17 protein-coding genes are annotated in these 23,115 nt (G+C 63.1%); 2 read left to right on the forward strand and 15 right to left on the reverse strand.

The genetic code is table 11. The annotated features are described in order from the left end of the window. Positions 1-9: 9 nt before the first annotated feature. The 14 genes from PXH66_RS04415 to PXH66_RS04480 all read right to left on the reverse strand — a co-directional run bounded on the left by PXH66_RS04415 (position 10) and on the right by PXH66_RS04480 (position 17,517). On the reverse strand, positions 10-873 hold the full coding sequence (locus PXH66_RS04415; protein WP_330931281.1) for a CPBP family intramembrane glutamic endopeptidase: 864 nt from the start codon (positions 871-873) through the stop codon (positions 10-12). A 92-nt stretch (positions 874-965) separates the two neighbouring features. After that, positions 966-2,261 carry a dihydroorotase gene (locus PXH66_RS04420; RefSeq protein ID WP_330931282.1) on the reverse strand — a complete coding sequence of 432 codons (1,296 nt, stop codon included), beginning with the start codon at positions 2,259-2,261 and terminating at the stop codon, positions 966-968. 144 nt (positions 2,262-2,405) lie between these two features. Next, the gene (locus PXH66_RS04425) at positions 2,406-3,350 is read right to left on the reverse strand and encodes an aspartate carbamoyltransferase catalytic subunit (protein ID WP_330931283.1); all 945 of its coding nucleotides are present in this window, start codon (positions 3,348-3,350) and stop codon (positions 2,406-2,408) included. 8 nt (positions 3,351-3,358) lie between these two features. After that, positions 3,359-3,883, reverse strand: coding sequence for a bifunctional pyr operon transcriptional regulator/uracil phosphoribosyltransferase PyrR (gene pyrR / locus PXH66_RS04430; RefSeq protein ID WP_330931284.1), 525 nt, complete (start codon positions 3,881-3,883; stop codon positions 3,359-3,361). A 356-nt stretch (positions 3,884-4,239) separates the two neighbouring features. Then, a complete protein-coding gene (locus PXH66_RS04435; protein WP_330931285.1) occupies positions 4,240-5,022 on the reverse strand; it encodes a class I SAM-dependent methyltransferase in 783 nt (260 codons plus the stop codon). A gap of 156 nt (positions 5,023-5,178) precedes the next feature. Further along, on the reverse strand, positions 5,179-7,998 hold the full coding sequence (locus tag PXH66_RS04440; protein ID WP_330931286.1) for a LamG-like jellyroll fold domain-containing protein: 2,820 nt from the start codon (positions 7,996-7,998) through the stop codon (positions 5,179-5,181). A 115-nt stretch (positions 7,999-8,113) separates the two neighbouring features. Then, on the reverse strand, positions 8,114-10,498 hold the full coding sequence (locus tag PXH66_RS04445; RefSeq protein ID WP_330931287.1) for an ATP-dependent DNA helicase: 2,385 nt from the start codon (positions 10,496-10,498) through the stop codon (positions 8,114-8,116). Positions 10,499-10,582: 84 nt separating this feature from the next. Continuing rightward, positions 10,583-11,161: a hypothetical protein gene (locus tag PXH66_RS04450; RefSeq protein ID WP_330932239.1), complete on the reverse strand. Its 579-nt coding sequence runs from the start codon at positions 11,159-11,161 to the stop codon at positions 10,583-10,585. 40 nt (positions 11,162-11,201) lie between these two features. Further along, positions 11,202-11,894 carry a DUF502 domain-containing protein gene (locus PXH66_RS04455; protein ID WP_330931289.1) on the reverse strand — a complete coding sequence of 231 codons (693 nt, stop codon included), beginning with the start codon at positions 11,892-11,894 and terminating at the stop codon, positions 11,202-11,204. Between the two features lie 78 nt (positions 11,895-11,972). Then, positions 11,973-12,884, reverse strand: coding sequence for an immunoglobulin domain-containing protein (locus tag PXH66_RS04460; protein WP_330931290.1), 912 nt, complete (start codon positions 12,882-12,884; stop codon positions 11,973-11,975). A gap of 70 nt (positions 12,885-12,954) precedes the next feature. Continuing rightward, positions 12,955-13,425 (reverse strand): rRNA maturation RNase YbeY, encoded by a 471-nt coding sequence (ybeY, locus tag PXH66_RS04465; protein ID WP_330931291.1) that lies wholly within the window; start codon positions 13,423-13,425, stop codon positions 12,955-12,957. Positions 13,426-13,519: 94 nt separating this feature from the next. Beyond that, positions 13,520-15,934 (reverse strand): HD family phosphohydrolase, encoded by a 2,415-nt coding sequence (locus PXH66_RS04470; RefSeq protein ID WP_330931292.1) that lies wholly within the window; start codon positions 15,932-15,934, stop codon positions 13,520-13,522. A 34-nt stretch (positions 15,935-15,968) separates the two neighbouring features. Beyond that, positions 15,969-16,949, reverse strand: a complete 981-nt coding sequence (locus PXH66_RS04475; RefSeq protein ID WP_330931293.1) for a PhoH family protein — start codon at positions 16,947-16,949, stop codon at positions 15,969-15,971. A gap of 70 nt (positions 16,950-17,019) precedes the next feature. Further along, positions 17,020-17,517 carry an HIT family protein gene (locus tag PXH66_RS04480; RefSeq protein WP_330931294.1) on the reverse strand — a complete coding sequence of 166 codons (498 nt, stop codon included), beginning with the start codon at positions 17,515-17,517 and terminating at the stop codon, positions 17,020-17,022. Positions 17,518-17,657: 140 nt separating this feature from the next. Between PXH66_RS04480 and fabF the strand changes: the two genes are divergently transcribed. Both fabF and PXH66_RS04490 read left to right on the forward strand, forming a co-directional pair. After that, positions 17,658-18,977 (forward strand): beta-ketoacyl-ACP synthase II, encoded by a 1,320-nt coding sequence (fabF, locus tag PXH66_RS04485; protein ID WP_330931295.1) that lies wholly within the window; start codon positions 17,658-17,660, stop codon positions 18,975-18,977. A gap of 146 nt (positions 18,978-19,123) precedes the next feature. Next, positions 19,124-20,131, forward strand: coding sequence for an exosortase/archaeosortase family protein (locus PXH66_RS04490; RefSeq protein ID WP_330931296.1), 1,008 nt, complete (start codon positions 19,124-19,126; stop codon positions 20,129-20,131). Between the two features lie 73 nt (positions 20,132-20,204). On the opposite strand, the gene PXH66_RS04495 is transcribed toward PXH66_RS04490, so the two are convergent. Further along, on the reverse strand, positions 20,205-23,048 hold the full coding sequence (locus PXH66_RS04495) for a M16 family metallopeptidase (protein ID WP_330931297.1): 2,844 nt from the start codon (positions 23,046-23,048) through the stop codon (positions 20,205-20,207). Positions 23,049-23,115: the final 67 nt, after the last annotated feature.

A 23,115-nucleotide genomic window follows, 5' to 3' on the forward strand; every position in this document is an offset into this window, starting at 1 on the left:
TGCGCCTCCTCAGACCTCCACTCCGGCAAGGAGTAGCAGGATGGTGTTCAAGTTGAACAAGGCGTGAGCCAGAATCGGCACACTGATCCGACCGGTGCGCTCATAAGCGACCGCGAAAACGATCCCCAGCATGAACAACGGCATGAACGCGACGAGGTTGCCATGCAACGATCCGAAGATCGCGGCTGGCAGCACAAACGCCGCCCAACGGGGCAGGCGGGTGCGCAGAAAGCGAAAGAGACCGGCGCGGAAAATGACTTCTTCGACCAAGGGGGCCACGACGACGGCGAGAAAACTCATGCCGATCAGCACAATGGGAGAGTCGGTTTCGGCGAAAATGTTGACCAGTTCTTGTTTTTCGACGCTCAGGCCGAGTGATTCCAACAAGAAGACCCACGTCAAGTTGACGACGAACAACACCGGCATGGCGGCGAGAAGCGTGTAAGGGCCGGCGATCCAGAGATTCACCGCCTTGGTTCCGGGGAGCGCGGGCGGCTCGTCGTGGCCGCGAGCGGCGTTGCGCTGTGCGGGCTTGAGAATGGAAATATACGCGATGCCGGCGCCGGCGAGCAGGCCACCTTGGAAACCGGCCCCGCCGATGGTGAGCATGACGTTTTCATCCGTGGTGAGCTGCGCCGCGATCAGGACGGCGGCGATCTGACCCGCGATGCCGCCCGCCACTACGGCGAGCACGGCCATGCCGAACTCGGCGCCGTTGATCGACCAAGGCGGCAGGGGTTTGGGACCACGTTGGGCGGCGCGTCCCTCGGCGCTGAACATAAGTCGCCAAAGCACCCCCACGCCGCAGAGCAGCATCAGGATCTGCCCGGAGAGCGCGAGGAGGACGTTAAGATCGAGGGATTCGGCGGGCATGTCAGGTGACGAAGCGGTCTATCACACCGATGCGAACGCAGATGCCAACGTCCGAAACGGGTAAGTTTGGCGGCCGGAGGGGCGCGGATCGGTCAGCGCTTGCGCACGTTTTTGCCGTCGTAGACCACACGGCCGTCCACGATGGTGGTTTTAATGCGGCCCTGCAGTTCCTCGCCGTCCCATGGACTGTTGGAAGACTTGGAGAAACCGGCGCGTGCGTCGTAGGTCCATTTTTCCTTCGGATCGAAGAGGCAAATGTCGGCGGCGGCGCCGACTGAAAGCGTGCCGGCGGCCAGCTTGAGCAGGTCGGCGGGCTTGCGCGTCATGAGGTCGACAACCTTGGGCAGGGAGAAACGATTTTTGCGCAACAGAATGTCGAGCGTGACGGGCAGGGCGGTTTCGAGACCGAGGATGCCATTGGGCGCGTAGTCGAATTCCTTGTCCTTCTCGTAGTCGGTGTGCGGCGCGTGATCGGTGGCGATGATGTCGATCGTGCCATCGCGCAGCCCTTCGATGATCGCCTCCTGGTCCTCGGCGGTGCGCAGCGGCGGGTTCATCTTGAACTTCGGGTCATAGCCCTCGATGCATTTGTCGGTCAGCGCAATGTGGTGGGGCGTGGCTTCGGCCGAGATGGAGACGCCGCGATCCTTGGCGCGGCGGATGATCTCGACGGCGTTGCGCGACGAAATGTGCTGCATGTGGATGTGCGCGCCGGTGTAGGTGGCGAGAATGGCGTTGCGCGAGACGATCAGATCCTCGGCGGCATTGGGCCAACCCTTGAGGCCGAGTCGAGCGGAGACCTCGCCCTCATTCATGACAGCGTCGACCGTCATGGAGTGGTCCTGGCAGTGGTCCATGATGGGGAGTTCGAACATTTTGGCGTATTCGCAGGCGCGACGCATGAGTTCGTTGCTCTGCACACAGTCACCGTCGTCGGTGATGGCGACGACGCCCGCCTTGGCGAGCGAACCGATGGGAGCGAGGGCTTCGCCCTTCATGTCGACGGTGATGCAGCCGGTGGTGAGCACCTTTACCACCGCGTCACGTTTGATGACGTCTTTGATGTATTGGATCGTGCCGGTGTTGCTCGCGGGCGGCGACGTGTTGGGCATGCAGACCACGGTGGTGAAGCCACCGGCGGCGGCGCAGTGCGAACCCGTGGCGATGTTTTCCTTGTGGGTCTGGCCGGGCTCGCGGAAGTGAACGTGGATATCGACGAGACCGGGACAGGCGACGAGGTTGGTGCCGTCGATGACCTTGGCCTTCTTTTTGTCGGCGGCGGAAAGATCGGCGACGATCAGACCGTTTTTAACGAAGAGATCGCCGACGGCGTTGCGCTTGTTGGCGGGGTCGATGACACGGGCGTTTTGAATCCAGAGAGCGGGCATGGTGGAAGAAAATGGAAAGTGATAATCGTTCTTCGTTCTCTTAATCGTTCTCGTTCTCGAACCAGTGGAGTGGTGTGATGAACGGAGGAAAAGGCATCGAGAACGATTACGAGAACGAAGAACGGGAACGAGAGAAGACGGCCGTCAGCCGGTGGGCGTGACGTATTCGGGTTGGCCCCCGGCGCAGAGGTAAAGCACGGCCATCCGGACCGCGATGCCGTTGGTGACTTGGTCGAGGATCACGCTGCGGGGACCGTCGGCGAGTTCGCTGTCGATCTCAACGCCGCGGTTGATCGGGCCGGGGTGCATGATGATGGCGTTGGGGTGCAACCACGCGGCGCGTTGTTGGTTGAGCCCGAACATCGAGGTGTATTCGCCGATGGAGGGAAACATGCCCGCGTTTTGGCGCTCGTGCTGGATGCGCAGCAACATGACGACCTCGGCGTCGGCCAGGGCGGACCGCAAATCGTGCGAGACCGTCACGCCCAGCGCTTCAAGGTGCTTGGGCACGAGGGTCGAAGGTCCGACGAGCGTGACATCCGCACCGAAGGTTTTGAGGGCCTGAATGTTCGAGCGAGCCACGCGGCTGTAGAGGATGTCGCCGAGGATCACGACGCGTCGGCCTTTGAGGCTGCCGAGTCGCTCGCGCATGGTGAACGTGTCGAGGAGGCCTTGAGTAGGGTGCTCGTGGGCACCGTCGCCGGCGTTGATTACGGGGATGCCGAGAATCTTGGAAAGGTAGAGCGGAGAGCCCGGTGCGGAGTGGCGCACCACGATCATGTCGGCCTGCAAAGCCTCGATGTTTTGGGCGGTGTCCCGGAGCGATTCGCCCTTGGTCGTGGAGGAGCTTTTAGCGTCGAGCGAGATGGTATCGGCCGAGAGGCGCTTGGCGGCCATGTCGAACGCCATGCGCGTGCGGGTGCTCGGCTCGAGGAAGAGATTGACGATCGTCTTGCCGCGGAGGGCGGGGACTTTCTTCACGCTGCGGGTGAGGATTTTTTTAAAGGAGGCAGCGGTGGCGTGAATTTGGTCGAGCTCGGCGAGGGAAAGTTCCTCGAGGGTGAGCAGGTGGCGTCGATTCCAGGACATCAGAGTGATTACGATTTGAGAGCGGTGATGGAGGCGGTGTCGCGGGACGGGTCGGTCGCATCCAGGAAGACGTTGACCTTTTGGCGATCGGTGGGCGTGACCGTGAGACCGACATAGTCGGCGGCGAAAGGCATTTTCCGTCCGCCGCGATCGATGAGGATGGCCAGCTCCACGGCGGCGGGTCGGCCCCAGTCAAAGAGTTCGTCAATGGCAGCTTTCAACGTGCGACCGGAGTGCAGCACGTCGTCGACGATGACGACGGTCCGCCCCGTGATATCGAAGGGAATGATAGACGGCTGAGTGTCGCCGGGAATGGGGTTACGGCCGATGTCGTCGCGATGAAAGGCGGGGTTGAGCTGGGCGGTGGGCACCCCCAGACGGCGGCCGAGACGCTGGGCGAGTTCGATACCGCCATTGGCGATGCCGGCGAGCACGACGGGCGGCTTGACGCCATGGCGGGATTCAATGGCGGTGGCCAGCCGCTCGATGGCGGCGTGGAGTTCGGGGGCGTCGAAAGTCAGCGGCGCAGGCACGGGTGCCGGTTTTGCCGTGAGCACCCCGTGGGGTAAAGCGGGAAGTGAAAACGGCCCGGTCGATGACCAAAACGAAAGTGATGGGAATGACGGGCAGGCACCGCGTTTCCCGCCGCGGTAGCCTGCGCTCTCGCACTCGCGAACGGTCGGACCGCCCCTCCCAAGCCCTATTCCGGCCAACGTCCGGCTGTCACCGTCGTCAGTTTCGTGCCTCGAATGTTCGTATTACGAACTTTTGGGGCAAAGCGACTCGCGGGGGGGGGCTCGGGAAACAGGCCGAAGGTTGGGGGCGGTGGGGACCGAGGGGGCGGATTTGGTGATCGCTCTCGGTCGAGTGGGCGCGAGCTACTCTTATCCTAACGCGACGCGACCACGCTAAGGGCGCTGCCGTGGGGATTCGGCTCGTCGCGCACGGTTTGTTTCGTGAAGCCGAAGTGGGCGAGAGCCCCGAGGATCTGATCGCGTTCCATCCATTGGCAATGCGGGCGGGGACCGCCGCAGAAGCCCTTCCACTCCAGGGCTTCGCCGTATTCGTGACGATGCAGGGTGTGGGTGTAACCTGCGTGGTTGGTGGTGGCGGTGGCCGAGAATTTCTCGGCTTTGTCGGGATTTTGGCGATAGAAGTCGGGATCGTAGAAGACGGTCCAGATGTAGACGCTCCGGCAGCGCTGGGTGAGCAACTCGATCAGCCGCACCGGATTGGTCATGTGATAGAGGATGCCACAGGCGATGCCGATGTCGTAGGTGTCGTTCGTCGTCTCCAGGTGACCGAGAATGTCACCGTAGAGAAAGCGGGTCCGGTTGAGCTGCATGAGCTCTTTGACGAGCAGGCATTTTTGAAACGAGCGCGCGTTTGATTCGACGGACGTGACGGTCGCAGCTCCTGCCTGTTCGAGCATGTAGGTATGGCCGGCTTCCAGCGGGCCGACTTCGAGCGTGGTGGCGTCGGCAATGGCGTGACCGTGCGCGGCGAGCTGGGTGAGGGCCCACGTGACGCGTTCGTCCTCGCAGAGGCCGGCGGTGCCGCCGGTTTCAACGCCGACCGCAGCCGGGAAACGGGTAGACCACTCGCCTTTGAACAAGTCGACGAGAGCTTGGGGGGAAGGGGGTTGGTCGGTGTAAAGGGTCGGCTCGGACATGGGCGGTGAATCGTTCTCGTTGGCTTTGCGGCAGGGTTAAAAAAGAGAACGAGAACGATTCAGAGAACGAGAACGATTGTCGGACAAAATAAAACCGCCCCGCCGGTGAGGGCGGGGCGGTTATGTCACCTGAGGGTGAGTCCAACGGTAGAGGCTTTACGGCACTTCGTAGATTTCGGCGAGGGCTTCACCGTCGTTGCCGTCGGTGGGCGTGATCTGGATGGTGTAGTTGCCGGGATCGAGCAGGGACAACGTGGCGGAGTCGTTGGTGCCGGCTCCGAGGGCGAATGCGCCCACGAAGTTGGTGGCTTCCAACAACTCGTAGACGAAGTCGGCGTTGCTCCAGTTGTCGTTGGTAAGGACCGAACGCTGGGCGCTGTCGAAGATCGTCAGCTGCGGATCGACGATCGTGCCGGCGACCCCGAAGCCGCCGAGGGTCGGTCCGATGCCGCGGATGAGCAGGGTGCGCTTGCCGGTGCCTTGCAGGCTGACGCCCATGATGAGCGCGTCGTTGCCGCTGTCGGCGTTGCTGCGCACGGAGACGTTGACGAGTTTCGAAGTCGGTGCCTCGTCGGCGTCGTAGACCTCGAGGATGACGAGGCCGCCCTGACCATCGGATCCGGTGATTTGCGCGGTATAGGCGTTTTCCGCGGGGAGATCGACGACGAGGGCGGCATCGAGGCTGCCCGGGGTGATGGCGAAGGCGCCGACTCCGGCCGAGATGGCCGTGGCGGTGGCGGCATTCCAGTCGTCGTTGCTGGCGACGACTTGTTGATTGGAATCATACACGGTGACCTTGGGGTTGGGCATCACGCCGGTGAGTCCGAACTGGGTGAGTCCCGGGCCGATGGCGCGGATGAGCACACGCTTGGTGCCGGTGCCGCGGATGACGAAGCCCGGGGTGATGACCTGACCATTGGCGGCGTTGGTGCGCACCGAGATATTGCGCAGGGTGGAAGCGGTCGCACTCAGTGACACGGTGGCGGCTTGCGACGTCACACTGCCGCCGCTGTTGGTGACCCGCACGGTGTAGCTGCCGGCATCGTTGGCGCTGGCGTTGTTGCGGAGCAGAATCGAGCCGGTTTCGCCGGAGAGGGCGGTGCCGTTACGGAACCACTGGTAACTCAGGCCGGAACCGGCGGCGGAGGCGGCCAGGGCGAAGGTGCCGCCGGGAGCGACAACCTTGTCGAAAGGTTGCAGCACGAACGTGGGGGCACCCGCTCCGTTCACGGCGACCGAGCCGACGGTGTAGGTGTTGGATCCGGCAACGTTGGCGACTCGCACGGAGTAGCTGCCGGCGTAGGCGGCGGTGACGGAATTGATCACGTAGGGGTTGGCCGTGGCACCGTTGATGGCGACACCGTTGAGGAACCATTGGTAGGTGAAGGGGCCGACACCATCGATCTGGATCGGCAATACCAAGCGTTGGCCGAGCGCGATGCTGGTGTTGACCACGCTGAAGTTGGCGGCGGTCACGGGCGCGGTCGTGGCGACTTGACCAATGGTCACGCCGGAAGCATCGGCGAAGGAGTAAGATCCACCCCACGCGCCCCAGCTGCTGGTCGTGACTCCGTTGGCGGTGGAGGCGGGGTAGCTGCTTTGACCGGCCACGATATTGACGGTGACGGTCTTGGTTTGGCCGGGGGAAACCACCCCGGCGTGGACGGCGGCTTTGGCGAGAGAACTGTCATCTGTGTAGATCCCGCTGCCCCAGACGGAACCGCTGAGCGCGCCCGTGATGGAGAACTGAAGGGATTGACCGACGCGATTGCGGTAACCGACGAGATTGTTGGGCGCGGCGATCACATCGTAGCTGATCGAGCCGGTCGCACCTTCCGTGGAAACGGCGGTGCCGACCGCGCCGCCGGTGGAGAGCGTGGTGACCTCGGCGGCGGTCAGTTCGCGGTTGAAGATGCGAATCTCGTCGAGTGCGCCCTGGAAGAGATCGAGGCCGTTGTCGGAACCGGCGATGGAGAGCATGCCGCTGGAGAACGTGTCGATGGCACCGGCGTTGGCTTGGGTAAGCACGACCTCGCCATTGAGGTAAATGCGGACGGTCGAGCCGTCGTGGGTCACGGCGACGTGGGTCCAGTCCGGGTCTGGCGCGGTGACCAGAGTGGAGGCGGCGGGAGTTTCATAGATGCGGGCGCGGTTGCCCGTGAGATGGTAGCTGGCGAGTTTGCGCGGTCCCGTGCTGGTGCCGGCAATGAAGGAGCCGTAGTAGTGCGTGGAGGTGCCGGGTTTTTGCACCGCGACCACGCGGGGGTTCCAGTTGCCCGCGCCGGTGATTTTGATGAAGTAGGACATCGACGCGGTGGTCGTGCTGAAGCTGCTGTTCACCAAAGCGCGCAGGCGCACTCCGTTGGTGGAAAGCGCGCCGTTGCCGACGCGGCCGGCGGTCAACGTGGGTGAACCATTGACCGGCGCGAGCGTCACGCCGCGGCCGGAGTCGTCGTTGAAGGGGTTGGCAGGGTTGTCGAAGGAGTAGTAGGCGAGCAGGTCCCCGGTGGTGCCGCCGCCACCGCCGCCGGAACCGCCACCTCCTCCGCCGGAACCACCTCCGGCACCCGCCGCCGCCGTGTAGCCGGTGCTGGCGTTGATCCGGTATCGGGTCGTGCCGTTGGCGACCAAGGAACCGTATTCGGAGCTGATGGTGCCGCCGGAAATGGTGGCGGAGGTGATGCCCATGTTGGCAAATTGGGAGCCGCCGGTGAAGGTCACCGCGCCGCTGGCCGAGACGGTGCCCGTAAGCACACCGTTGAAATTGATGCTGCCGTTTGCTTCCACGTCGGCGAAATACACGCCGATGCCGGATTCCAGATTGAAGCCACCGGCACTGACGATGGTGTTCATGGAGCCGACGTAGCGGCCGGCGAATTCCGCCTGCGCGAGCAGGCTCGCGGGGAGCAGAAAGCCCGCGACTGCGGCCAAAAGCAGCCGCCGGAAACCGGGCAGGAGGGAGAGTTTCGTTAACATAGGATTTAGCGTGTTGAGGGCGAGAGTTGAGCCATCGCCATCATATTGCAGGTGGAGCAAACCCACCATACGCACACTTGCGTAGGACCCCGACCGACCGAGCCAATGGTCGGACCTACGCGCTCGTCACGAGCCACTCCTCCAGCGCCGCGTCGTCCGGGATATGCGTGCCGAACTGATAGTCCTTGGCCAACAATCGAGCGAAACCGGGCTCGATGAATCGCTGGCAATGCAGCAGCACCTGCGTGCGTTGTCCGGGAGCGCGCACGAGACGGCCGAGTCCTTGGTTCACTTTTTGCAACCCGGGGATGCGGTAGACGCGATCGAAGGCATCGTCGCGCGACACGCCCTGGCGCTCCAGTTCCGTGAGCCGAGCGCGTTGACGCGCGTTGACCTCGGGCAAGGCGGGACCGACCACCATGGCATGCGTCACCCGACCTCCGAGCATGTCGATGCCTTCGGCGAAACTGCTGCCCAGCACGAGAAACAGCACATCGGCGAGCGCGAGTGATTGCTCCACCCAGGCGGATTGCGCGGCGAGGTCGGGCAAACGCGGCTGCAACGCCACCCGCAAGACGTGGCCGTCGGTATCGAGTTGGCGCTCAATGGTCTCCGCGTAGGCGTAGCTGGGAAAAAACACCACGGGCGCGCCGGTGGCGGCGGCGTGCAATCGAGCCACGGTTTCCGCCGTGCGGCTGAAGTGGCGTCGGCGTTGCTGATAACGGGTGTCGACGCGCAGATCCACCGCGACGGCGTAACTGTGATCGCGCCACGGTGTGAGGGCATTGACCCGACCGAGCGCGTTTGCATCGAGACCGACCGCGGCTGCCAGGGCATCGGTGGGGCCGACCGTGGCGCTGGCCAACACGACGTGACCAAAGGTGCGCAGGATGCTGCCTGTGACGGGTGCGGCGTCGAGACACGTGAAGTTGAGCTCTGTGTCGCGCGGCGACCACAGCAGGCGGGTCAGGGTCACGCTGCGCAACCAGTCGACGAGCTCGGCGGTCAGCCAGATCGTATCCGCGAGTTGGGGACCCATGGCGGCGAAATCGACCGGCATGGTGGGGAGTTGATCCGCAATGCGGGTGAGCACATCCAGCACGTCGTCCTCGGCGTGGGCATCGAGTGCCTCGGTCGCGCGCAGCGAACTCAGCAGGAGGGTCCACGATTCCCACGCCCGTTGAAACGAAGACGGGGCCCGCTGATGATCGAGTTCGGAGAGCACGGCGCGTGCTTCGGCGGCGGTAATGCGGTGGGAGTGCGCGTCGGCCACGCGGGAGGGCAGATTGTGGGCCTCGTCGATGATGAGCATCGTGCGGGCGGGATTCCAGCCGGGTTGGTTTTCGAACAAGCCCCGGTTGCGCGGCGCGAAGACGTAGTTGTAGTCGCCGACCCACACGTCCTGGAAAGCCAGCGCGGTGCGCGTGATTTCGTAAGGACAGACCCCGGCGTCTCGACCCGCGGCGCGCAAGGTCGGCAAATCGCGCGCTTCGTTTTCGAACAGATGGAAACGATCGAGGCCGCTGCCCGGCCACCGCGTCTCCACATCCTGGATAAACCGGCACTGATCGCGCACGCAGTGAAACGTGGTGTTCACGCAATGTTCGCCCTTGTTGCGCACGTGCCACACCGCGAGCCGCGTGGGCTCCGCCTGCGATCGTTTGTCACCTATTAGGTGACAAGCTGCGGGGTCCGTCATGCGTTGCAGGGTGTGCACGACTTGGAGTTGGCCGGTGGATTTGCTGGTGAGGTAAATGACGCGATCGCAGGAGCCGGAGCGCAGGGACTCCAGGGCGGTCTCCAGCATGACGCCGGTTTTGCCGAAACCCGTGGGCGCCTCGAAAGCGACCACGCGTTGCGCGGTGAGGGCGGTTTCGAGTTGCTGACGGGTATCTTCCTGTCCGGGCCGCAATTCTGGAAACGCCGGGGCAAAGGTGAGCGTGCGCCGTCGTTCCAGGGCGCGGCGATGCAGATCGAGGAACTGCGTCAGTCGTTCCAACCGGGCGTCGAACATTGCTTCGTCTTCGCGCGTGAAGCGGACCGTTTGGGAAAGACCACTGCCGGCTTCGACAAAGATCAGTTCACCGCGGAGCGCCGATTCGGGGGCGGACAGTCGGCGCAGGGAAAGGTAGATGGCGAGCTGGGCAAAGTAGTGCGGGTAGTCGGCTCGCAGTTCGGGCTCGGGCACCGGCACGGCTTTCGTGAGTGTTTTAATTTCGCGCAGCACGGTCGTCTCGCCTTGCGGCACGAGTTGGTCGATGCGGCCGTTGAGTGAGATCCGCCAGCCGCGGTGGGCGACCTCGCCGTCGACCGCCACTTCGAAATGCGCGTCGGGGTTTTCGCTGGTGGTCTGCGTTTGCAGTTCGCGGTGCCAGTAACTGCCGAGTTGAGCGCGCCAGATGCCGCTTTGACCTTCGCCGCCGTCGCGGGGTCCGACCGCAAAGTCCGCGAGTTCGCCAACGCTGAGTCGGGCGGTGCGGGCGGTGAGATCGAAGTCCATTTTAAGTAGGAAGTGGGAAGTTTGAAATTAGAAGTGAGAAGTCGGCGGGGTGGCGAGCGGCGGCGGGCGAAACCGCGCTACCGCTTAGTCGACGAAGATGTCGGTGTGGGCGCGCAGGTAGTCTTCCATGTGGTGGTGCAAATGGGTGACGAGGGCGGGGGCGACGGTTTGTTCATTCACGGGTTGATTCAACAGGGTGGCCACGGCGGAGCGATCATCGCGGGGGAGCGTGGGAAACCACTGTTGTTTGAGCGGATAGCCTTCGTCGCGGGCGAAGCAGTAGAGACTCTTGAAACCCACGATGTCGGGCCGGTCTGTGGTGGCGAACGCACCGAGCGCCGTGGCAATCAAACCGGCGACGGCGTCGCGACTTTCCTCGGGGACGGGATTGCGCGCGATGATGGCGGTAAAGGCGGAGGCATGTTGGAGTCGGCGATAATTTTGACCAATCCCGCTGTGGCGATGCAGCAGGCGCACCTCTTTCACAAACCACGTGCCGGCTGAACCGGCATCGAGCATGAGCGCAACGTGATCGAAAAGATCCAAGCCGATGTGGGTGGGCGTGGGTTTACGCGGGATGCGTTGCAGCACGCGCAGGGTGCCGTGTTCGGCGGAGTAGGCGACGCTCGGCTGAAAGGCTTCCTTCAGCGGAGCCTTCGACAAGATATAAACCTCGGTGCTGAGCGAGGGACCGGCCACGTGATCAGGCGGAGGAAGCGTCGGCCGTTTCGGGCAGAGGAGGATGGGTCTTCGCGGGCGGCGGCCACGGCGGCACGACGGTGCCGCCCGAGATGATGAGTTTCATGGCGTCACCGACGGTCATGTCCAGTTCGGTGACCTTCTCGCTGGGATAAAAAATGAGAAAACCGGACGTCGGATTGGGCGTGGTGGGAATGAACACGGTCCACAGTTCGGACTCGGTGCGATGCTGCAGCTCCCCCTTGGCGCGGTTGGTGAGGAAGCCGACGACGTGAGAGCCCGGGGCGGGATATTCCACAAGCACGACCTTCTCGAACACGTTGCGTTTTTGGGCGCTGAACGTGTCGACGATTTGCTTCACCGTGCGGTAAACCGATCCGACTCCGGGAATGTTATTGATCACGCGCTCGGCGGTCCGGCCGAAGTAAGCGGTGAAGACGTAGCGCGAGACCACGCCGAGGGTCGTGACGAGCAGGACGACGATCAGCGTGGCCAGGACATTCCACACGATCTCCAAGCTCTCCTGACGCAGGTTGTCCGGGACGGCAAAGAAGAAGAACGGTCGGAACGTGCCGCCGACCCGATCGACCAACCAGGAAAACACCACCCACGTGACCGCGAGCGGGGCCAGCAGGAGCAGGCCCGAGAGGAACGCATTGCGCGCGGAGGTGAACTTGGACTTGGGCGGTTTCGGCATGAAACCGTCAGCGTGCCCCGACGCCGCGATCCCGCAAGTGCAAGTGCGCGGAAAGGTGCGGGACGTGCCGCTAGCCGGTTAGGGGGAGATCGGGTAGCTGAACCCTTCGGTCCTCACTTCATAAATTTCCACGAGCACGTCGCCCGTGCCGCCCGAAGCGGACGTGACGGTGAGCGTGTAGGCCCCGGCGGTTAAGTTGGGAGCATCGGCCACACTGCGCGAAGTGACGGGATATTGCACCGCCGCATCGATCGGGAATGCGCCGACGATTCGCGCCTGCTCGGCTACGGTTGCAACGTAGCGGGACTGAGGCGTGCTTCCGTCTTCGTAAATTACGGCGGGAAATATCATTCCCGGAGTGATATCACCGCCGTTCGCGTCATGGAGAGTGTAGAGCGGGTCAGACAGCGGATTCTCGACGCCGAAGTCGGCAAGATCGGGTCCCACGATCCGAATCAAGACACGTTGTCCATAGTAGGAACCTGCGGCGGGAGGACTGATCACGAACCCAAAAGTGGCGGTCGGAGAACTGGGGGAGATCGTCACCCGGGTGGATTGATTGACCAAGCGGTGGCGGTCCGTGGTGGCGATCAGAATTGCTTGCGGCGTCGTCGCACTGAACCTGCTGTGGCCGGAGAACGTGGCCCGATAGCGGCCGGAATTATCAGGGCTGGCTGATTCGATGACCAATGTGGATTGGTTGGAGGCGATCAGCGTCCCGCCGTGATACCAGTTCACGTCAGTGACGTCCCCAAACGCTGCCGCCAGGCGGACCACCAAGCGGCTGCCGGGCGTGATCACCGTCGCAGGGGCCGGCTCAACGGGTATGATCATATCGAATCCGGGATCAGCCCCGAGTTCCACCTCGGTGGTTACTTTGCCCGCAACGCTGACCGGAATGCCCACTTCATCCAGATCGGGTAAAGCCGGGAGAGATACGCTAGTGGCGATGAGACAAATAAAGGCAGGGATCAAAGCGGAAGCATGCATAGTCAACAGGCGGAGCAGGGACTCAGAGTGTCAGAGGCCGATGAGTTCCGAGAAAAAGGGGACAGCGGGGTCATTGTTTCCAACTGAAACGCGGGCACGCTTCGGCTTCTTTCAAGATATTCACCGCGCGAGCTTCGGCGGCGCGCATGCGGCGTTTTTTGGCGGGTTCGAGATCGTCGTAGCCGGCGAGGTGCAGCCAGCCGTGCACGACGTAAAGCGTGAGTTCCTCGCTGAAATCGTGGCCCTTTTTCGCGGCGTAGCTCGCGGCGGTATCAGCCGAGACGCAGATCTCGCCGGCCGTGCCGAAAGCCGGTTCACCTTCGAAGGTGATGACGTCGGTGGCGGTGGGGTCATCGAGGAAATCCGCGTGCAGGCGCGCGATGGCGGGGTCGGTTAAAAACGCGATGGAAAGTTCGCCCGGCAACGGTCCATCGAGAAAGCGCTTGGCGTGGCGATCGAGCAGTTCAATCGCGGCGCGGATGGCCTTGCGATCAAGCCGCAGTCGCGGGTGGGCGTTGTTGATGGCGATCTCGCGAGGCATGCTGGAAGTATGAAATCAGAAGAGGTTCGGAGTAAGAAATCAGGAAGCGCGGTTTGTTCTTACTTAACACTTCTGAGTTCTCACTTGATCTGCTTCACGCCTCGGCGGTGTTGCCGGGTTTGGTGCCGCCGGCGTCGGTGGGGTAGGCCACGCGGGAGTGGAGCATGTTGAGCAGGGTGAAGTTGAAGCTGCTCTTGATGCGGGTCACTTCGGCGAAGGTGAGCGGCGATTCGTCGAGTTGACCGTCGGCGATTTGGTCCGCCACGATTTTATCGATGAGATCGTCGAGACCCTGCGGCGTGACTTTGGCGAGGGAGCGCGAGGCGGCTTCACAGCTGTCGGCCATGAGAATGATGGCGGATTCCTTGAACTGAGGCCGGGGGCCGTCGTAACGGTAGGTCGTCTCACTGACCGGCACGGGCTCCAGTCCGGGCAGGGAAGGGTCGTTGCTCGCCGGGGTGGCCGTTTTGGGCGGCGTGCCGAACGGAGCGTGCGAGGCCCCGGGCGATTTGATCGCGCCCATCGCGCGGTAGAAGAAATAACGAATGAGCGAGGTGCCGTGGTGTTGGCGGATCACGTTGACGACGACCCTCGGCAGACGATGTTGCAGCGCGAGATCCACGCCCTCCTTCACGTGGCTCTTGATAATGAGCGCCGACAGCGACGGGTTGTTAAAATCGTGCGGGTTGACGCCCTCGCGTTGATTTTCGGTGAAATACTCCGGTTTCACCATTTTGCCGATGTCGTGAAACAGGGCGCAGACGCGAGCGCGCAGGGCGTTGGCTCCGATGGCGTCGGCGGCGTTTTCGGCGAGCTGCGCGACGACGAGCGAATGGTGATACGTGCCGGGTGCCTCCATCTGCATGCGCCGGAGCAGCGGATGGTTGTAATCGGTGAGCTCGAGCAGGGTGATATCGGTCGTGCGTTTGAAGAGCGATTCCACCATGGGCAGAATGCCAACCACGACGACGCCGGTGAGGAGTCCGGTTACGAGACCAGCCGTCATCTGCTGCATCACGCTGATGGGGGGCAATCGGTCGGTGATGCCGATCAACATGGCAAACGTCGCGACCACCACGCCGCCCAGTGCCGTGGCGCGCACAATCGAGCCGCGTTTGCGGGTCTGGCGGGCGCAAAAAATCGCCACCATCGACGCAAGGAACGTGATCACCAACAGGTCGAGCCGATTGCCGTAAATGACGCCGGTGAAAATCGAGATCAACAGGGCCATGAACACAGCCGATCCCGCGTCGATCAGCAGCGCCACGATGATCGGTGCGAGGGCGGTCGGAGCGATGTAGGGCAACAGCGACGCCGCGCTCGAATGGGCGATGAAATAAGGCAGGGAGTTGAGCTCGTAGCTTCCGCGCACGGCGGTGAGATTCAGCATGACGACGAGAGCGAGCAGTCCGAGACGGCTGTTGCTGCGCAGGGTTTCGATGTCCTCCAGCCGAATGTAAATGGTGCAGGCCAATACCATGGCGAGCACGAGCAGCACACGCCCGAGAAGTTGCAGCCCCTCGTCGATCTGGGCGTCGCCCGACTGCAGCACGTGTTCGCGGTGGGCGACCAGCATCTCGTATTGTTCGGGAGTTACGCGGGTGCCGGGTTCGATGATGGTTTGGCCCCGTTGCACCTCGACCGTGACCGCTTGTAGATTGGCGATGGCCAGTTGCTGCAGGGTTTTGGTGGCGGGCTGGTCGTAGACGAGGTTGGGCGTCACGCCATTGCGGAAGATGCGGAACAACGACAATGTGGTCGGTCGGCCGACCCCCTCCGCCGCGAGATTGATGCGCAGCAGGGTGAGCGCGTCCTCCATGGACTCGACGGCCTGGTTGGTGACCTCATCGGCCTGGGAAATTTGGAAAACCGTGACGTCGCCGTTGCGCGAGGAGGCGGCCATGGCGCCGTCATCGTGCACCCCCTGGGCGTAGATCTCGCGCAGCACGAGCAGCGCGTTTTCGACCACGGTGCGACGTTGCGCGGCGTTGCCCAAAAACAACAGGGCGCGCAGGTCGGCGACGGTGGTGCGGTAAGGGCCGGCGGCATTGAATGCGGACGTGATGAGCTCGAGCTGTTCGTGAGCGGCCGGCGACGAGGCGGCGTCGGCGGGGAACGTCTGTTCGAAACGTTCAAACTCCTCGAGCAGATCGTGAATGTGGGTCTCGAACTGCGTGAGGGGTTCGAACTCCAACCGGTAGACCGGCGGGATGCGGTCGCGGATCTGCTCGCGTTGGATGGCGGTCAACTCGGCGCTCTCGTAGCTGAAAGAGTCGTTGGCCACGATGCGCACGGGAGCCGACTGATTGGGCAACACCGGCACGTCGATCGACCGCACGCCCACGAAGCTGATGAGCACGATGGCCGCGACCGTGGCAAAAAAGATCAGGGCGGCGATGACGCGGCTCTGTTCCAGAAACTGAACGAGGCCCGGAGGGGCTTCGCGCTTGCGCACCCGGCGGGGCGCTTTGCCGCCGCGCAGCAGCTTGAATTTGGGTAGAAAAGACACGGGTCGAGTCGAAGGACGGAAGGTCTCTGACGCGTCAGACGTCGGAAGCGTCGTTGGCGTTCATGGGATTTTTGTAATGGTCGTAGGCGGCGATGATGCGCTGCACGATCGGATGGCGCACCACATCTGCACCGCTGAACTCGTGGAAAGCAATGCCGTCGATGTCGTGCAGAATACGGCTCACCTCCAGCAGGCCGGAGGTTTTGGAGCGCGGGAGATCCACTTGGGTGGTGTCTCCGGTGATGATCATACGCGAACCCTCACCGAGGCGGGTGAGGAACATCATCATCTGTTCGGACGTGGTGTTCTGGGCTTCGTCGAGGATGACGTAGGCGTTGGAAAGCGTGCGGCCGCGCATGTAGGCGAGCGGAGCGATTTCAATGATGCCGCGCTCAGTGAGCTTCTCGACATCCTCGCCCGACATCATGTCGGCCATGGCATCGTAGAGCGGGCGCAGGTAGGGGAGGATTTTTTCGCGCAGATCGCCCGGCAGGAAACCGAGGGCTTCGCCGGCTTCGACCGCCGGACGCGTGAGGATGATGCGTTCCACCTCGTTGCGCAGCAGGGCGGAGATGGCGTGAGCGACGGCGAGGTAGGTTTTGCCGGTGCCGGCGGGGCCGAGCCCAAAGACCACGGAGCAGTGTTGCAGCGATTGCAGGTAGAGCTTTTGCCCGAGCGTTTTGGGGACGATCGATTTGCGATTGGTTGTAATGACGAGTGGCTTCGCAAACAGTTCGGCCAACTGCTCGGCCTCATCGCGGGCGACCATGTCGACGAAGCGTCGAAAGTCGGGCGATTGAATCGCGACCCCCTGTTGCCGGGCGTCGTTGAGAAAGCCGAACAACTGCTCGATGCGGCGAATCGTTTCGTCGGCCCCATCGACTTTGAGCCAGTCCTCCCGGGTGGTGAGTTTGGCGTCGAGGATGCGTTCCGCGTAGCCTAGATTTTCCGCCCGGCTCGCGTAGAGTTGGTTGAGATGGCGGGGATTGGGAAAGTAGAGCGTTTTGACGGCCATGCGGAATGCAGCCTTTAGGCGCGGGCGGAACGGGGGACGGGGCCCAACCTCCGCCTCAAGGGAGCAGGGATCATGATTGAGCGGAGAGGGCGGCCGCGGTTTCGGCGAGTTTTTCCCAAGTCGATTCGAGCGCCTGGGGCAATGTGCGGGTTTGGCCGAGCACCGGCATGAAATTGGTGTCGCCGTTCCAGCGGGGCACGATGTGGCCGTGCAAGTGCGGAATGCTGCCCCCGGCGGCGGAGCCGAGATTGAACCCCACATTGAAACCGTCGGGATTGAGCGCGGCGCTCACGATGCGTTTGCCGAAAATAATCAGGGCCATGAGGTCGGCCGATTCCTCCGGCGTGAGATCCTCGAGTTCGTTGACCTCACGAAAGGGAATCGCGAGCAGGTGGCCGGGATTGTAGGGAAACCGATTGAGCATGAGGTAGCTCAGCTCGGTGCGGTGGACAATGAAGGCCGCACGATCGTCGCCCAAGAGCGGGAGATCGGTGAAGGGTCGGTCCGTTTTGGGAAAACGGGGCGCACTGATATATTCCATGCGCCAGTAGGCGTGCAGCTGATCCATGAGTGGGAGCCGGCAGTGAAGGACTCCGTCGCGCCGTTGTCAAAGCCCTGAAATGGAGCAGGGTGCGATCCCATCCGGGACCGGAATTACGGGGCTGACAAATCCGCCGCGATGGCCCACGGGTGTCGTCTTTACGCGAAATGAATATCACAAATGCCAACCGACGTGTGGTGGTTACGGGCCTTGGGGCCGTGACTCCGATGGGGCTCTCCGCCGCTGAAACCTGGGCCGGTCTCGCGGCCGGTCGTTCCGGGATCGGACCGATCACGCGATTCGATGCCACCACCTGCACGGCGAAAATCGCCGGCGAAGTCGACGGTTTCGAAGCCACGGCGCCGTTGGCGGCCCCGCTCAAACCCTTCGGAGACGACAAGCCCGCGATGGAGCGGGTCTTCACGCCCAAGGACGCGAAGAAGTTCGGCCGCTTCACGCATCTCGGCGCGGCGGCGGCGGTCGAGGCCTACGCCGACTCCGGGCTCGATGCTCACCGCGCCTCGCTCAACTCCGATCGCATGGGCGTGAATCTCGGCGTCGGTCTCGGCGGTCTACCCGAAATCGAAGCGACACATGAGACGTGGCAAAAGGGGGGCTTCCGCAAAATCTCGCCATTTTTCATTATTCAAATCGCACCCAATTTGTTGGCCGGTCAGGTCAGTCTGCTGCTCAACATGCGCGGACCGAATCTGGCGGTGGCGTCCGCCTGTGCGACTTCGGGCCACTCGCTCGGCGAGTCCGCCGCGGCCATCGCGCGCGGCGATGCCGAGGTGATGATTGCCGGGGGCGCGGAATCGACGGTCACGCCGCTCGCGGTCGGTGCCTTCGCGCAAATGCGGGCGCTGTCCACGCGCAACGACGAGCCGAGCGCCGCCTCGCGGCCCTACGACGCCAATCGCGATGGCTTTGTGCTTTCCGAAGGCGCGGTGGTTTTCGTGCTCGAAGAACTCGAACACGCCAAGGCGCGCGGCGCACGGATCTATGCCGAGCTCAGCGGCTACGGGGCTTCGGCCGATGCCTTCCACCTGTCTTCGCTCTCCCCCGGGGGAGAAGGTTCGCAACGCTCCATGCGCGCGGCGCTCGCGTCGGCGGGCATCGGACCCGAGGCGATTGATTTTGTGGCGGCCCATGCGACCTCGACTCCCGGGGGCGACGGCGAGGAAGCCGCCGCGATCGCGAGTGTTTTTGCCGATCAGCTCGACACGCTGCATGCCAGCGCGGTCAAATCGATGACCGGCCACTTGCTCGGCGCGGCGGGCGCGATGGGTGCGTTTTCGGCCGTCAAGGCGATCGAGACCGGCACGATTTCGCCGTCGATCAACATCGAAACCATTGATCCCGCGGTCGCGGCGACGGGACTCAATGTCACGCCGAACACGGCCGTGCAAAAAACGGTGCGCGGCGCACTCGCCAACAGTTTCGGTTTCGGCGGCACGAACGCGTCGCTCGTTTTCCAAGCGCTCTGAGGGGCGCAATTGACCCTGGCCGGGCGGCGGTTTGATCCGGTGCGAGTGTAACCATAATGGTTACACTCGCACCGGAGCCGCGGGTGGGGCGGAGGCGATAATTGGCTGGCCGGAAATTCGGCGGCGTGCACAAGGTGCGGGTGTCCATGCTTAAGACCCACTGGAACCGGGCGGTCGAAACGCTCACCTTGCCCTTCTTTCTGGCGCTGCTGTTGGCGGCGGGATTCATGGGTTTCGTGGCGTGGGATCACTCGCACTGGTGGGCGAATCGCGAGGACTACGGCTTTGGCTGGCTGGTGCCGGCGTTTGTGGCATTTGTGGTCCATGACCGGTGGTCGCGCATCACGGCGGCCGTGACGGTTTGTGCGGCTCCGGCGAGTCCGCGGGCGGCGGGGTGGAAGCGTTGGCTGCTCAACTTTGTCATCTACGGCGGCATGTTGGGCGGCGCGTTGTTGTTTTTACTGGGAGCCTTTTATCGGGCGGGAGCGGGACCCTCGCATCCGGGATCGCTGGCACTTTCAATGGGCGCCGGGGCGATCGCGCTGACGTTGTTTTTTGTCAATGCACCGGATGCCGAGTCGTCGCGGCCGAGCGGGATTTTCGATGATGCGCGCGTGCGGTTGACCGCGTTGCTGTTGTTTCCCGCGTTGGTGTGGCTGGTATCGGCACCGATGGTGTCGGTGATCGAAAACCAGCTCAGTCTGTTCCTTTTGCACAAGGTCACCACGGTGGTCTTTTTTGTCTTCGACGTATTGGGACTTCCCCTACAGCAGGAAGGCAACGTGCTCGTGCTGCCGCCGTTGGCGGACGGCGAACCCAATCGGGTGGGCGTGGAGCAGGCGTGTTCGGGCATTCGTTCGCTGACGGCGTGTTTGTTTGCGGGCTCGTTTCTCGCGGCGGTGTTTTTGGACAAGCTGTGGAAGAAGGTGGCACTGGTCGCGGCGGCGATGGCGTTTGCCTTCCTGACCAATTTGATTCGCAGCCTTTTTCTCACGAGCTGGGCTTACAACTACGGCCACGAGGCAATCGAGGGCACGGTGCATGATGTCGCCGGATACTCGGTGCTCGGGCTGACTGTGGTGGGGTTGCTGCTGCTGTTGCCGCTCTTTCAGCTCGAGTGGGCGACGGGGACGGACGACGAGGAAGAGCTGTAGGCCCGGGATCCACCGACAAAAAACCCGGTGCAGGTGAAGCACCGGGTTAATCGCATCGGGTCGGGCGCGGAGATTACTCCGGCAGCACGATGACTTGGAACGCCCGATCGTTGCCGAGGTAGGCGGCGGCCAGCTTATTGATTTCGGCGACGGTGATCGCTTGATTGTCGGAATAACGGGAGCGGGCCCAGTCCATGCGCTGCGGGAATTCCTGCGCGCTCACGAGGACGGCGCCGAGCCAGTAGCCGTTGGTGCGTTCGCCTTCGCGCAGACTGGTGAGGATGGGCTGCAAGGCGCGCTGCAACTCGTCGTCATTCGTGCCGTGGGCGGCGAGCTCGGCGGCGAGTTCACGGGTGGCGGCGGCGAGTCGGGCGGCATCGGGCGGATCGACGACGATGTAGGCATTGATGGTGCCGTAGTCGTCGAACGTATCGCTGGTATTGCTACCGGCGGACGGGCTATAGGAACCGCCGAGCTCTTCGCGAATCTTTTTGCGCATGCGATCACCGAGGATGTTCGCGAGCACGTTGAGGCGGCGGGCAACATGAACGTCTTTGCCGTCGGTGGTGGGCCAGTATATCGAAACGACTCCCTTGGGGATTTCGGTCGGCACGGTGTAGTCTTTCTCGAAGGGCTCGGGGAACGAGACTTGGCGGCGCTCGTAGAGCAACGGCTTGGCTCCGCGGGTGGGCAGGGCGCCGAACGTGGCGGCGACGGCTTCGATGGCGGCTTCGACATCGAGGTCACCGACCAACGCGATTTCGATCGCGCCGTGCTGCAGCTCGGGCGTCAGCCAGGCGCGGGCCTCGTCGAGGGTGCGCTGGTCGAGCACGTCCTGCGGGGGCAGGCCGAATCGCATGTCGCCGTTGGCCAGCAAGCGGGGCACCTCGGTCTGGAGGGGACCTTGAGGGACGTGAGCGAGTTGGGTGTAATATTGCTCGATGCCTTTGCGCATCTGGCGGTCGGCCTCGGGACGGAAACCGGGGTCGACCAGATAGGCGGCGGCGAGCTGGAGCTGGAGTAACAGATCGTCGGGCGTGGTGGCGCCGGAAAGCTGGAAGGCATCAGTGCCAATGCCGAAGCCGACGCCGACGTTGCGGCCGGCGAGGATGCGTCGCAGCTCGTCGGAGGAGTGCGCGCCGAGACCGCCGAGGGTGAAGGTATTACTGGCGTAGACACTGAGTCCCGGCTGATCGGCGGTGGGCTCGGAAAGTTGGCCCGTGCCGATGCGCACCGACATGCTGATGCTCTCGGCGGAGAAGTCGGTTTGCTTGATGTTGAGTTTCACGCGGTTGGCGAACTCGACGAGGGTGATGTCGAGATCGGCGACGTGATCGCGGGAGAAGATTTCCCCGGCCGGACCGAAGTCGGTGTAGGCAAACGCGACCTCCTCGATTTGCGCGGGTGGATCGAGCACGACCGCTTGGGCGGTGGAGAACAGCTCGGCGATTTCGAGCTCGGGCTCGGCGGGTTGATCCGCGCCGGTGTTACCGACCACGGTGACGTAGCGGTGAGGAACCGACCAAAGCTCGCGGAAGGCGGCGTTGCACAGGTCGATCGTGATCTGGTCGAGCGCGGGCGTCACCAAATCGTAATCGGTCTGAGGCGTGGTGAAGACCGTTTCGTCGGCCACGGCCGACAGCACGCCCATGGCGAGTTGGGGAGAGCGGCGGGTGGGGGCGCGGCGCACGGCTTGTTCGAGACCGTTGCGCATGCCGGCGATGACTTCGCGCAGTTCGGGTTCCTGAAACCCGAATTGCAAGGCGCGGCGCAGTTCGTTTTCGGCGACCTTGAGCGCCTCTTTCCACGTGCCGGTCAAGGCGCGCAGTTCGATGCTGCCGGTGTCGGAAATCTTGTAAAACGAACCGGCACCCGCGTAACCGCCGGAGAAAGGCGCGCCTTCCTGTTTGGCGAGTTCAGCGAGGCGGCGGTTGAGCATGCCGAGCGCGATATCGCGGGGCAGGTCCTTGAGGCGGTTGCGAGCGGTGTCGGGCTCCTCGGCAAACGGCACGGCGGTTTGGATACCGACGGCGACGTTGCCGGCTTCACTTTCGTAGTGGTGCAGGACGCGCAGGCCCTCGATGGACTGAACGTGGTCGGTCGGCGGGTCATTGCGGGCCGGGCCGCGAGCGGAGAGATCGGAGAACGCGGCGGTGATTTCGGATTCGACCTGGTCGATGTCGAAATCGCCGACGGCGACGACCGTCATGCGTTCGGGTCGATACCACGTGTTGTAGTAGTCGACGAACACATCGCGATTGGCGGTGCTGAGCACCTCTTCGGTGCCGATGGGGAGGCGATGAGCGAGACGGGTGTCGCCGTAGAGGAAGTCCAACTCGGCGACGAAGGAGCGCCATTCGACGGAGTCGCGGGTGCGTTTCTCGGAGAGGATGATGCCGCGTTCCTTGTCGATTTCCTCGGGCAGAAAGAGCATGCCGCCGGCGTAGTCGCGAAACACCTGCAAGCCCTCGGTGAGGTGGGCCGCGGTGGAATCGGGCAGGTCGATCATGTAGACCGTGCGATCGAAACTGGTGAAGGCGTTGGTATCGGCGCCGAAGCTCATGCCCATGCGCTGGAAAAACTCGATGAGGGTGTCGGGCGCGTAGTTTTCAGTGCCGTTGAAGGCCATGTGCTCGAGGAAGTGAGCGAGGCCGCGTTGGTTTTCGTTTTCCTGCAGGGAACCGGTCTCCACGAGCAAGCGCAGAGCGGTGCGTTCGCGGGGTTCGGTGTTTTTGAGCAGGGCGTAGCGCACACCGTTGTCGAGTTTACCGTAGCGCACGTTGGGGTCGACTGGCAGGTCGCTCTCCTCATGGGCGAAGTCTGCCGCAGACAGCCAGGATGCGGCGGGGAGGATCGCGAGGAGGAGGACAGCCAGTAGGGTGGAGAGCGGCTTACGCCGCGGGGAATGACTTGGCATGGTGACGCAAACCATGGGCGACTTTCTGAAAACGCCAATTAATGTTTTGTGACGGCGGCGGTTTTTC

The sequence above is a fragment of the Synoicihabitans lomoniglobus genome, assembly GCF_029023725.1.
In the GTDB taxonomy this organism is placed as follows: Bacteria; Verrucomicrobiota; Verrucomicrobiia; order Opitutales; family Opitutaceae; genus Actomonas; species Actomonas lomonigloba.